The following is a 12321-nucleotide window of genomic DNA, read 5'->3' on the forward strand; positions in this document are numbered from 1 at the left end:
AGCAGCCGCCCTGGCGTGTCCTGAGACCGGGTCGGCACACGGTACCAGCGGGGAGGGAACCAGCCCGTGCGGAAAGCCGTGGGCGCGGCGATCGGGGTCGGAGCGCTCGCCCTCACCGCGATCCTGTTCGTCTTCGCCGGACAGAGAGCGGTGCCCGAGGCGGTGAAGTCCCCGGCGGCGGTGACGAAGCCCACTCCGGTCTCGTCGCCCAAGCCGTCTCACAAGCCGACGCCCACCACCCGGACGCTCGCCTCCGCGACCGACATCAAGGTCCGCACGGTGGCGTACGGCAGCGGCCCCCGGCGGCGGATGGACGTCTGGTGGCACACGAAGGGGCCGCGCCGCCCGGCGGTGTTCGTCATACACGGCGGATGGTGGTCGGGCGGCGACAAGAAGACCATGACCACCGTCAGCAGGACCTACGCCCGCCTGGGCTACACCGTGGTCAATCTCGACTACCGGCTCTCGGGGGACGCGCGCTGGCCGGCCCAGCGAACCGACACGATCGCCGCGATCGCCGCCGCGCGCGCTCAAGCCGCCCGGTACAACACCGACCCCGACCGCTATGTCCTCATCGGCTTCTCCGCGGGCGGTCACATCGCGGCCGCGGTCGGCACCTACGGGAACGGCCTTCCGGGCCTGCGCGGGGTCGTCGGCGTCTCCCCCGTGATCTCACCGCTGACGTCCTACGCCGACGGGGGCGAGGGCGGGAGCCACGACCAGCGCAAGCTCCGCAAGACCGCCACGGCGCTCGCCGGGGGATGCGCCCCCTCCGAGTGTCCCGACGTCTGGGCGAGCATGGAGGTCTCCGACCACGCCTCGGCCGGCGACGCCCCGATGCTCGACGTGCACTCGCAGGACGAGTTCGTCCCGCCGTACCAGAGCGAGTTGCTCCAGCAGGCGCTGAAGACGTACGGCGTGCCGATGTCCATCAAGGTCATGCCGGGCACCCAGCACAGCGCGCCGCTCTACCGCGAAAAGGGCGTGGCCAAGACCGTCGAGGACTGGATAGCGGCACGACTCGAGTCCGACAGGTGATCACCGAACATGGTTCGGGAAAAGGGCCGGAACTGGGAACACGACGCGGATCCGCCGTGTTGACGGTGATTACTCGGCTCTGCGCACGGAAGGACGATCATGTCGCTCACGGTCTACACAACCAGTTGGTGCGGCCCCTGTAAGCGGCTCAAGAGCCAGCTGACCCGGGAGGGCATCGCCTACAGCGAGGTCGACATCGAGCGGCATCCCGACGCGGCCGAGTTCGTGATGAGCGTGAACAACGGCAACCAGGTCGTCCCCACGGTCGTGACCGACTGCCACACGATGACCAACCCGTCGGTCGCCGAGGTGAAGCGCCACCTTCAGGGCGCGTGCTGAGCGCGGCTCAGCCCGTCACCAATCGCCGGGGATCGGCTTGCCGTACCAGGTCTCGATGAGCCTGCGGGCGATCGAGACCTGGCCGGGCAGGCGAAGTCTTCCGGACTCGACCTGGGCGGCCAGTTCGTCCCGCGACAACCACTGGGCCTCGGCGATCTCGACGGGGTCCATGACGATCTCGGTCGTGGTCGCGCGGGCGACGAAGCCGAGCATCAGACTCCGCGGGAACGGCCATGGCTGGCTCCCCATGTAACGAGGAGCGGTGACCGTGATGCCGACCTCCTCCAGCACCTCGCGCATCACGGCGTGCTCCAGCGACTCGCCGGGCTCGACGAACCCCGCCAGGACGGACATGCGCCCCTCGGGCCACTCGGGGCCGCGGGCGAGCAGCACGCGGTCCTCGTCGTCGTGGATCAGCATGATCACCGCGGGGTCGACCCGGGGGAAGTGCTGGCTCCCGTCCTTCGGGCAGACCCGCATGTGGCCGGAGGATGTGATCGTCGTACGGCTCCCGCACCGCGGGCAGAACTCGTGAGTCGTGTGCCACGCCTCCAGGGCGACGGCGTACACGACGAGTCCCGCGTCGCGATCGTCGAGCAGGGCGCCCGTCTGCCTCAGCCCCGCGGCCTCGCCGGGCGGGAGCGGAGCCTGGACCGCGAAGTAGGCCACGCCGTCCGGGTCGACGCCGAGGAGGTAGCGGGGACCCTCCGGCGCGTCCAGCGGAGACAGGAACACCACGGCGGCGCCGTCGGTGAACCTGCGGATGACGGTCTGGCCGTCGTGGACGACCAGGACCCGCGTCTTCTCGTCGGCCCACACGCGGGCCAGCCACTCCTCGTCACCCCGGAGCGCGGCCGACCGGTCGATCGCGTTCCGTGCCAGCAGCAGCGGGCCGAGCAGGCCTTCCGAGATCTCCACGGCGTCATCCTTCCACGGGTGCCTCCACAACACGCTGCCGCCGGTGGCGATTCCCGGCGCGAACCGATCTGACCGTGGCTAGGATGCGACGGGTTAGGTTAGGCTTACCTACGGAGGATCTGCGTGCGGCTCTACCTCACGGCGCTCAACCCGACCGACTCCGTGATGGACGGTTTCCTGCCCGCCGCCGCCGCGCTGGGGTGGGACGTCACCGTCCTGACCGACCAGCCGGGCGGATATCCGGACCATGAGGCCATCGAGACCGACGTGCGCGACCCCCGCGCGGTGATCGACGTCATCGCCGGTCACCATCGGCCCGACGTCGTCTTCTCCAACTCCGACCACCTCCAGGCGGAGACCGCGCTGGCCGCCGGTTACTTCGGCCTGCCGGGCAAGGACTGGCGCGCCTGCGTCACCGCCAAGAACAAGGCGCTCACGCGCCGCCGTCTCACGCCGGTGGAGACCGTCCGGTCCGTACGGCTCCCGCCGGGGGGCGACCTGCCGCCGGCCCTGCCGTACCCGGTCGTCGTGAAACCGGCGATGGGCGTGGCCAGCGAGGACGTCGTGCTCGCCGCAGACGTCCACGAACTGGCCGCGGCCGTCTCCGAGATCAGGAAGCGGCGGCCCGACGACGTCCTGGTCGCGGAGGAGTTCCTCGACGGCCGCCTCCACACGCTGGAGACGCTGGGCGACGGGCGGACCCTCCGCGTCCTGGGCGGCTTCAGGACCACACTCGGCCCGTTGCCGCACTTCGTCGAGGAGCGCCTGGACTGGCACCCCGATCCGGGCGGCGAGCACGTGACGCACGTGACCGCCGCGCTGGACGCGATCGGCGCCGGCTTCGGGGTGTGTCACACGGAGTACGTGGTCACGGAGGACGGGCCGCGCATCGTCGAGGTCAACTACCGGCTGATCGGCGACAACTGCGACTTCCTGCTCGGCGACCTCGTCGGCGGGCCACTGCACGAATGGGTCCTGCGCGTCCACGCGGGCGAGCCTCTGGACGCGCTCGGCGGCCGGGAAGGCCCGCGGGACGACCTGTTCGGCACGGCGGTCAGCCTGATCGCCGACCGGTCGGGCGTCGTCACGGCGGCGCCGTCGGCCGTGTCTCCGGACGAGCCGTCCGGCGACACGGCCGGGGTCCGGCTCTGGCACCGCCCGCTGCGCGCGATCGGCGACCGGGTGGAGGTGACCCACACGAACAGGGACTACCTCGGCATCGTCCGGGCGATCGGCCCCGACCAGGTCACCGTGGACGCCGCCGTCGACTCCTTCCGCGCACTCCGGCCCTGGACGATCGCGTGACCGAGGTGCGCGGCAGGGAGACGTACCTGGGGGCCCGCGTCCTGGACACCCTGCTCCGGGAGGACTACGCGAGCATCGCGTCCCGCCTGACGAGCGACAAGGACGGCGTCGCCGTCGTCCTGGCCTCCGGCAGGCGGGTGCGGCTGGCCGTCGGCTCTCCGTTCCAGGACTTCGCCGTCGCCGAGGGGAGGGCAGGCCAGAACGGAGGACCGACCCTCGCGGAGGTGCTGCACACCCTCGCCGTGATCGCCGACCCCGCCGACGCAGCCGGGGTCGCGGCCTTCACCAGGGAGTGCCACGAGGCGCTGGCCGCGCTGGTGCTCCATGACCGCCACCGCGCGGAGGTCGCGGCCCGGCTCCGCGGCCGGGAGCGCACACTCCTCTTCTACGAGGCGCTGGCCGCGACCGTCGACCATCCGATCTATCCGACGGCCCGGTGCCGTCTCGGCGTCTCGGAGGCGGACCTTCTCGCCCACGCGCCCGAGTTCGCCCCCTCCTTCGAACTTGCCTGGGCGGCGGTCCCGAGAGAGCGCGTCACACTGTCCGGCGCCGGACTGCCGGACTGGTGGCCGGGGGCGGGCGACATCGGGCTGCCGGACTGGTGGCCGAGGGTGGGCGACATCGGCCTCCCCGAGCGGTTCGCCGCGACCCATGTGCCGTTCCCCGTCCATCCGCTGACCGCGCCGGTGACCGAGGGCCTTCCCGGCGTCGTCATGGGAACCAAACCGCATCTGACGGTCCGCCCGACCCTCTCCATGCGCACGGTCGAGGTCGACGAGCGGACCCACCTCAAGCTGCCGCTGGCGACGAGCACCCTGGGTCTGCTCAACCGGCGGTCGATCAAGCCGGGCACGCTCGGGGACGGGGCGCTCGCCGAGGCGCTCCTGCGCGAGGTGCTCGCCCGGGAGCCCGCCGCGCGGGTCTCGCCGGCCGGCGAGCAGACCTACGGCCACGCCGGCCACGAGTACCTCGGCTGGCTGATCCGGGACCTTCCCGAGGGCGAGATCGTGCCCGTGGCGGCCCTCCTCGCCCCCTGGCCGGACGGCGACGGGAGGCGACTCGTGCTCCACGACCTCGCCGACCGCCACTACGGCGGGGACGTGCGCGCGCTGCTGCGCGACTACCTGTCGGTGCTCCTGTCCTGGAACACCCGCCTGTTCGTCCGGTACGGCATGGCGCTCGAGGCCCACCAGCAGAACCTGGCGCTCGTCTTCGGCGGCGGGCGAATGCGACTGCTGGTGAAGGACAACGACGGCCTGCTCGTGTCCCCCGGTCTCCTGGGCGCGGCCGGGATCGAGACGCCCGCCTTCTCCGACCGGCGCATGCTCACCGACGACCCGCATGCGCTCGCCGACGTCTTCGTGACCATCACGCTGCACCTGGCCGCCGCCGCGATCGTGTTCCCGGCACTGGGCGCGGCCGGCCCGGACTCCTCGGCGTCCGCGCTGATCAGGGACGAGTTGTCGGCGGCGCTGGAGCCCTACGGCGACGACCCGATGGCGCGGCTGCTGCGGGCCAGGACCCTCGACTCGGCCCGGCTGATCGGCAAGTCGATGGTCGTCGCCGGAACCCTCGTGGACAAGCGGAGGTCGGGAGCCGCCGACATCAACAAGTTCTACGGCGTGACCGGCCCCAACTACCTCCGCCCATGACCCCCCACCACCACCCCCTTGGCCGTGATCATGCGCACTCTCGCAATCATGCCCGCCCACCTGCGACAACCCCGACCGTGATCATGCGCACTCTCGCAATCATGCCCGCCGGCCTGCGGCGACTCCGGTCGTGATCATGCGCGAATTCGGCGGCTTGCCGCCCGACCTGGCCTTCCCTGATCCGTGACCATGCAAAGGGGCACATCACCCATGGACCGCCTCCTGCTCGACCCGCACGTCTCCAGGGCCGAGGAGGTCACGCTGGGCGCGCTGCTGCGATGTTGCGCCCGGGAACTCAGCGGCCCGCGCGGCCACGTGTGGCCGGCCGAGCCGTACCTGCTGCTGGAGGTCGCGGGGACCCTGATCCGCGTGCGCGCGCACGGCGGCATCGCGCTGCGCTTCGAGGGCCGGGCCGAGTGGCTGTCGGACGGGTCGTGGCTGCCCCTGACCTCCGACCTGCTCGTCGAACTCGCCGAGCGCGAGTTGGAGGAGGCCGGCGCGGTCGACCACGCGGTCGGCCGCACATCCGCACACGGAAACGGCCGCGGGAGCGGGCACGGGGGCAACGACGAGTTCGCCGCGCAGGTCGCCGCCAGCCGCGACGCCATCGCGACACTGCTCACCGCTCGTGCGCGGACCCGCCCGCCGTCGGACCCGTGGCTGACGTCCGAGCAGTCGCTCGTCGACGGCCATCCCTTCCACCCTTCACCGAAGGCACACACCGGTTCAGGACTGACCCGGTACGCCCCGGAGGCGCGCGCCGAGTTCCCCTTGCGCCTGCTCGGGGTCCGCGCCGATCTCGTGGCGGAGCAGGGGGACACCACGCCGCTCGACAGGCTCGGCGCCGCCCCCGTCGGGTACACGCTCCTGCCGGCACATCCCTGGCAACTCGAGCTCGTCGCCGACGACCTGCGGGACCCGCTCGCCGACGGACGGCTCATCGATCTGGGGTACGGCTCGCGCCCGGTGACCCCCACATCGTCGGTGCGCACGGTGTACGACGCCGTCACGGAGAACTGCCTGAAGTTCAGCCTCGACGTGCGGATCACCAATTGCGTCCGCAAGAACGCCTGGTACGAGCTCATCGGAGCCGTCGAGCTCACCGAGCGGCTCCGCCCGATCTTCGGCCTCCTCGCCGCCGACTTCCCGGGCACGCGCTGGCTCCCCGAGCCCGGCTACCGTTCGGCGGCGCTCGGGACCCGGCTGTTCGAGGCGCTCGGGGTGATCATCCGTTCCGGCCCGTGGCGGGAGTGCGGTCCCGGCGTGACCCCGATCCTCGCCGGGGCGCTCGCGACCGCCGGGGACGACCTGCCCGAGGCCGTACGAGCCCGCCGGTGGGAGGACCCACTCGGCTGGTGGAGGGCCTACGCGGAGCGGGTGGCGCCGCCGGTGCTCGACGCGTACTTCACGCATGGGGTCGTCCTCGAACCTCATCTCCAGAACGTCCTCATCGGCGTCGGCGCCGACGGCCTCCCCTCGGAGGCGGTCTTCCGCGATCTGGAGGGGACGAAGCTGGTGTCCGGCCGCCACGACCTGACCGGCCTGCCGGACCGGGTGGCCGAGGCGGTGACCTACGAGGCCGGACAAGGCTGGAACCGGGTCGTCTACTGCCTCGTGGTCAACCATCTCGCGGAGGTGGCGGCCACGGTCGCCGGGACGGACCGGCTGCTGGACGACTTGTGGCACGTCGCCCACGAGATCCTGGAGGACTACGCCGGGCGGCGCGGACGGCCCGCACCGCTGGCGGAGCTGCTCGGGGGCGCGCCGCTGCCGGCCAAGGCCAATCTGGGCGTCCGCTGGACCCGCTCGGCCGACCGGGCGGCCGGGTACACCACCGTGGCCAACCCGCTGGTCGCCTACTCGCCCCGGAGGTAGTGGAAGGCGGGCTTGGGGTGCATCAGGAAGTCGTGGTGGGAGATGTTCCACGCGTAAGCCCCGGCCATGGCGAACTCGACGACGTCGCCCACCTCCAGCCGCACCGGCACTCTGCGGGCGAGCACGTCCTTCGGTGTGCAGAGCTGCCCGACGATCGTGACGGGCTCGCCGGGCTCCCCCGTCGCCAGCGGCTGGTCGTGGCCCTTGGTGGCCGGGGTCCGCAGGTGGTGTGTGCCTCCCGCCACGACGGCGAACAGCTCGCCGTGCACCCGCTTGACGTCGATCACCCGGGTCACGTAGCGGCCGCAGTAGACGGTCAGGGCCCGGCCCGGCTCGACCCGCAGCACCTCTCCCGGACGGCGCATCCCCGCGAGGCCCTTGCCGTACGAGTGCCAGTCGAACAGCGCGCCCGGGTCACGGTAGGACACCGCCATGCCACCACCGAGATTGATCTCGGTGAGGCCGAGGTCTCGCGCGTAGTCGAGCACTCCGGCGGCCAGCTCCAGCAACCCCGCGGCGTCGAGCCCACTCGCCAGATGGGCGTGGAGCCCGCGAAGACGGACGGTGTCCTGCCTGTCCAGCAGGTCGACGCACTCGGCGACGCCCGCCGGATCCATGCCGAACGGCGTCGCCCCTCCCCCCATGACCAGCGAGGCCCCCTGGACCGGGAGGTCGAGGTTGGCCCGCAGGAGCACATCGGCCGGACGGCCGGACGCGAGCAGCCGGCGCAGCTCACCGGGGCTCTCGACGTGCAGACGGGTGACCTCGGCGGACAGCTCCACGTCGGTCTTGCCGGGGCCGCCCAGCGCGACCTGCGCGGCGGGGAACAGCCCGCGGACGTGTGCGAGCTCACCGCCTGAGGAGACCTCGAATCCGTCGACGTGCGGGGCGAGCACGCGCAGGAGTTCGGGATCGGGGTTGGCCTTCACCGCGTAGTAGAGCTCGACCCCTTCCAGCGCGGCTCGTACGGCTCCCGCATGGGCGTCCAGGCCTGCCAGGTCGTACACATAGGCGGGCAGTTCCCGACTGTCTGTCACGTGGGCGCCTCCGATCGCTACGAGGGTTGCCGATACGAGTGAGAACTCTCCACCGCGATGGGGATTTCCTCCACCCCGTCCTCTCGATCACCTTCCGGCGTGGCTACGTTCCGTCACACTCCAGCGACGACACGTACCATCAGACGCATAAGGAGTCCGAGAGGATGGCGACGACATGGCGCTCACCAGGCCCACCCGGCACGGGCGGAACGACCACGTTCCCGCTGAGCGACAGCCTGACACCGAGCCTGAGCAACCTGACGCCGAACTCGATCGGGCCGATCCCGGACCTGAGGACCTCGACGACGAGACCGCGACCGTGGCGCTCTGTCAGGAGCTCAACGACGCGGGCTACACCGCGGAGATCTCCTGGGGCCGAGTCGTCGTGAGCCCGTGGCAGAGCAAGCAGAGTTCCCACATCGTGGACGAGCTGGCGGACCTGTTGATCCCGCTCAAGCTCGCGAACGGCTGGCGTTTCCACCACAATCTCGCCGTCCACATCCCGCCGTTCCTCGATCACCGGCTTCCGGACCTGATGGTCGCGCCACGAGACGCCGAACATGTCGACGATCTGCGGATCAAAGGCGACAGCACCCTGCTCGTCGTCGAGGTGTGCTCTCCGGGAACACGCCAGATCGACTGGGACGAGAAGCCGTTCGACTACGCGCGGGCCGGAGTGCCGTTGCTGCTCGTCGTCGATCCGCTCGCGGACCCGAAGACGGTCACTCTGATGAGCGAGCCGCTGAAGGATCTCGCGCAGGACGACATGCGAGAGCCGTACAAGCAGGTCGTCACGGTCGAAGCAGGGGAAGCGCTGGCGCTGCCCGAGCCGTTCGGGATCAAGCTTGAGACCGAGAAGCTATTCGAGTGACGGGCCGAAGGCGCGGGCGGCCGCCTGAGCTATTCCGCTGACGGGATCCGGTCGATCAGAGCGGTGAGTCCGTCGGCCCCGAGGAGGTCGACCGGGCGCACCGTCTCGTTCGACCGGACGTAGTGGAAGGCCGCCCCGACCTTCTCCAGCGGCACGCCCGTGAGGGAGGCCCAGGCCAGACGGTACGCCGCCAACTGGACCGAAGCGGTCTCCGCCGCCTTGCCGTGGAGCCGCTCCCCGGTCTTCCAGTCGACGACCACGTAGCCGTCGCCCTCCCGGAAGACCGCGTCCATGCGGCCGCGCAGCAGGCGATCGGCGATGACGGTCTCGAACGGCACCTCCAGATCCAGCGGCTCCCGCCCGGCCCACTCGCTGTCCTCGAACCGTTCCTGCAGCTCGGACAGGTGGATCTCGGCCTCCGACGGCTCGTCGGAGGCTCCCGGCAGGTCGAAGTCGTCGAGCAGCCGCTGTTGTCCCCAGCGCGTTTCCAGCCATCGGTGGAAGGTCGTGCCGCGGCGGGCGAGCGGCGCGGGTTTGCGCGGCACGGGACGCCGCACCTGGCGTGCGAACGCCGAGGGATCCGAGGCCAGCGTGACCAGTGACGACACCGTCAGCCGCGTGGGCAGTTCCACGGCTCCGCCGCCCCGCCGCCGGTTGGCCTCACGTTCCCGGATGAGCAGGTCGGTGTCCCGCGCCCAGGCCCGGGCCCGTTCCCGGTCACGATCCCTGATGTCGGCCGCGTCCGTGACCTCCGTACGGCCTTCGCCTGCCAGCGCCTCCTCCACCAGACGTGCGCCGTCCAGCACCGACTCGCGCACGGACACGAGCGGCCAGACGGCCTCGGCGGGCTCGGCGAGCAGGGGGTTCTCCTCACTGGTGTCCTCGGTCCAGCCCATGACCTGCGCGCCGGCCTCGCGGATCTCCAGGAGGAAGTCGGACGGCTCCAGGGCCTTGGTCGAGCCGCCCCACCGGTACCCGGAGGCGATCAGCAGGTGGTGCGCCCGGGTCACGGCGACGTACGCGAGCCGCCGCTCCTCCATCAGGTCCCGGTCGCGGCACCGCTCGTCGAAGTCCGCCAGCGCCTCCTTGTCCAGGCCCGCGAGAACCGGCAGATCCGCCTTGTCGCCGCGCAGGGGGTACGGCAGCTTGCGCGGGTTCTCCGTCCACCGGGAGTTCGTCACCGGTGTGGCGGGGAACACGCTGCCCCTGGCCAGCCCGCCCTTCTGCGTGGTGAGCTGCGACAGGCCGGGGACGACGACCACCGGCCACTCCAGGCCCTTGGACGCGTGGACGGTCATGAGCTTGACGCTGTTGGTGTCGCCGACGCGTCCGGCCTCCAGTCCGAACTCCTCGGTCTCCGCGGCCTTGAGGTAGGCGAGGAAGGCCCCGAGAGTGGGGTCCTCGGCGTCGCCCGCGAACCGCGAGGCGGCGTCGAGGAACGCGTCCAGGTCGGCACGCGCGGCCAGCGGGCTCCCGCCGCGTGCCGCCACCTCGATGTCGAGCCCCAGACGTCGCTCGACCTCGCTGATGAGGTCGGGGAGCGGCTGTCCCGTATGGGATCTCAGGTGGCGCAGTTCGAGGGCGAGCGCGGGCAATCGCACGCGGGCGGGCGCCGAGAACACCTCCAGCCACTCGGGCCGGTCGGGCAGTTCGTCGAGAGCGTCGACCAGGCTGCCGCGCTCCTCCGCCATGTCCGTGACGACCTGTTCGAGCGGGTCGTCGGGCCGTGGCCCGCCGTGGAACTCGCGGTTCAGCTCACGGGCGAGGTCGCCCAGGGCCTTCATGTCGGCGGGCCCGATCCGCCAGCGCGGCCCGGCGAGCAGCCGCACCAGCGCGTCTCCGGCCGTCGGGTCGTAGAGCATCCGGAGAGTCGCCACGATGTCGGCCACCTCCGGCACCGTGAGCAGGCCGCCGAGGCCGACCACCTCGACCGGGATGTCCCGTGCCTCGAGCGCCCGGCGCAGGGCGGGGAACTGTGACCGCTTGCGGGCGAGGATCGCGACGTCCTGCGGCTGTACGGCGGCGCCGCGCCTGGGGCGCTCTCCCTCCCCCCAGGGCAGCCCGTCGGGCGCCCCTTCGAGTCCGAGTGTCCTGGCCACGCCTTCCGCGACCCATTCGGCCTCGGCCTCCGCGGTCTCGTGGAACGCGCACACCACCCGTCCCCGACCGGCCCTGTTCGCGCCGGGGACGAGCACGGGCACCTGCCCGGCCTCCTGCCGGAGCGGCGCCTGCAGCGCGGCGGCGACGCCGAGCACCCGCTCGCCGTTGCGGAAGCTGACCGACAACTGGCGCACGGGCGCCGGGTCCCCCGACGAGGTGGGGAAGTCCTGCGGGAACCGGGACAGGTTGCCCGACGACGCCCCGCGCCACCCGTAGATCGACTGGCAGGGGTCGCCCACGGCCGTGACCGGATGGCCCCCGCTGTACAGCGCCCGGAGCAGGACGAGCTGGGCATGGCTCGTGTCCTGGTACTCGTCGAGCAGCACGACGGAGAAGCGGGAGCGCTCCGACACCCCCACCTCGGGATGCCGTGACGCGATCAGCGCGGCGAGCGCCATCTGGTCGCCGTAGTCGATGACCTCGCGGCGGCGTTTCAACCGTTCGTACGCTTCGACGAGCGGCAGCAACTGCTCCCGGACGGCCTGGGTCCTGACCGGGCGCTGCTGAGCCAGGATCGTCTTACCCGGCAGGGCCGCGAGGTGGTCGCGGAGCCAGTCGCCGACCTCACGCACCTCTCCCGAGGTCCGCAGATGCTCGGCCATCTCACCGGCCAACTCCAGCACGGCGGCGGTGACGCTCGGCGGACCGAGGTCCACCTTGTCCATCGGGCCGTCGTACTGCCCCACGACCCGCGCGGCCATCTGCCAGGAAACGGCCGGAGTGACCAGCCGCATGGTGGGCTCGAGCCCCTCGCGGAGCGCGTGATCGGTGACCAGCCGGGCGGCGTAGGCGTGGTAGGTCGAGATGGCCGGCTCCGCGTCGAGCAGTTCCGGCTCGACCAGCCCGGCCGCCGCCAGCCCGTTCAGCCGCTTGCGCACGCGCTCGGCCAGCTCCGCGGCGGCCTTCCTGGTGAAGGTGAGCCCCAGGATCTGCTCGGGCCGCGCCAGGCCGTTGGCCACCAGCCACACCACGCGCCCGGCCATGGTCTCGCTCTTGCCCGAGCCCGCACCCGCCACGACAACCGCCGGCTCCAGGGGCGCGTCGATGACGGCGGCCTGCTCCGGGGTGGGGGGAAGGACGCCGAGCTTGGCGGCGAGGTCCGCGGGGCTCAGCATCAGGCCATCGT

Annotated in this window: 9 protein-coding genes; 6 read left to right on the forward strand and 3 right to left on the reverse strand. The window is 71.7% G+C overall.

Features of this window, described 5'->3' with window-relative positions:
- Nucleotides 1–66: 66 nt before the first annotated feature.
- Nucleotides 67–1038, forward strand: a complete 972-nt coding sequence (locus Pmi06nite_RS15160; protein ID WP_239113915.1) for an alpha/beta hydrolase — start codon at nt 67–69, stop codon at nt 1036–1038.
- Nucleotides 1039–1137: 99 nt separating this feature from the next.
- Nucleotides 1138–1377: a mycoredoxin gene (locus Pmi06nite_RS15165; RefSeq protein WP_203953628.1), complete on the forward strand. Its 240-nt coding sequence runs from the start codon at nt 1138–1140 to the stop codon at nt 1375–1377.
- 15 nt (nt 1378–1392) lie between these two features.
- On the opposite strand, the gene nudC is transcribed toward Pmi06nite_RS15165, so the two are convergent.
- Nucleotides 1393–2295: an NAD(+) diphosphatase gene (gene nudC / locus Pmi06nite_RS15170; protein WP_203953629.1), complete on the reverse strand. Its 903-nt coding sequence runs from the start codon at nt 2293–2295 to the stop codon at nt 1393–1395.
- Nucleotides 2296–2418: 123 nt separating this feature from the next.
- Here nudC and Pmi06nite_RS15175 point away from each other — a divergent pair, with 123 nt between their 5' ends.
- From Pmi06nite_RS15175 to Pmi06nite_RS15185, 3 genes are all read left to right on the forward strand, one after another.
- Nucleotides 2419–3600, forward strand: coding sequence for an ATP-grasp domain-containing protein (locus tag Pmi06nite_RS15175; RefSeq protein WP_239113916.1), 1182 nt, complete (start codon nt 2419–2421; stop codon nt 3598–3600).
- Complete coding sequence (locus Pmi06nite_RS15180) at nt 3597–5252, forward strand: IucA/IucC family protein (protein WP_203953630.1); 1656 nt, start codon at nt 3597–3599, stop codon at nt 5250–5252. The genes Pmi06nite_RS15175 and Pmi06nite_RS15180 overlap by 4 nt, the downstream gene beginning before the upstream one ends.
- Nucleotides 5253–5462: 210 nt before the next feature.
- Complete coding sequence (locus Pmi06nite_RS15185; RefSeq protein ID WP_203953631.1) at nt 5463–7127, forward strand: IucA/IucC family protein; 1665 nt, start codon at nt 5463–5465, stop codon at nt 7125–7127.
- Here the strand turns inward: Pmi06nite_RS15185 and Pmi06nite_RS15190 are convergent.
- Nucleotides 7109–8164 (reverse strand): type III PLP-dependent enzyme domain-containing protein, encoded by a 1056-nt coding sequence (locus Pmi06nite_RS15190; protein WP_239113917.1) that lies wholly within the window; start codon nt 8162–8164, stop codon nt 7109–7111. The genes Pmi06nite_RS15185 and Pmi06nite_RS15190 overlap by 19 nt on opposite strands.
- A gap of 175 nt (nt 8165–8339) precedes the next feature.
- Between Pmi06nite_RS15190 and Pmi06nite_RS15195 the strand changes: the two genes are divergently transcribed.
- Nucleotides 8340–9035: a Uma2 family endonuclease gene (locus Pmi06nite_RS15195; RefSeq protein ID WP_203953632.1), complete on the forward strand. Its 696-nt coding sequence runs from the start codon at nt 8340–8342 to the stop codon at nt 9033–9035.
- Nucleotides 9036–9064: 29 nt separating this feature from the next.
- On the opposite strand, the gene Pmi06nite_RS15200 is transcribed toward Pmi06nite_RS15195, so the two are convergent.
- Entirely contained in the window at nt 9065–12310 is a 3246-nt protein-coding gene (locus tag Pmi06nite_RS15200) for an ATP-dependent helicase (RefSeq protein ID WP_203953633.1), read from the reverse strand.
- Between the last annotated feature and the right edge of the window lie 11 nt (nt 12311–12321).

The sequence above is a fragment of the Planotetraspora mira genome, from assembly GCF_016863275.1.
GTDB lineage: Bacteria > Actinomycetota > Actinomycetes > Streptosporangiales > Streptosporangiaceae > Planotetraspora > Planotetraspora mira.

Coding starts and splice junctions, on each gene's coding strand:
- Pmi06nite_RS15185 (WP_203953631.1), top strand. CDS start 5,463: ATGGACCGCCTCCTGCTCGACCCGCACGTCTCCAGGGCCGAGGAGGTC.
- Pmi06nite_RS15165 (WP_203953628.1), top strand. CDS start 1,138: ATGTCGCTCACGGTCTACACAACCAGTTGGTGCGGCCCCTGTAAGCGG.
- Pmi06nite_RS15200 (WP_203953633.1), bottom strand. CDS start 12,310: ATGCTGAGCCCCGCGGACCTCGCCGCCAAGCTCGGCGTCCTTCCCCCC.
- Pmi06nite_RS15195 (WP_203953632.1), top strand. CDS start 8,340: ATGGCGCTCACCAGGCCCACCCGGCACGGGCGGAACGACCACGTTCCC.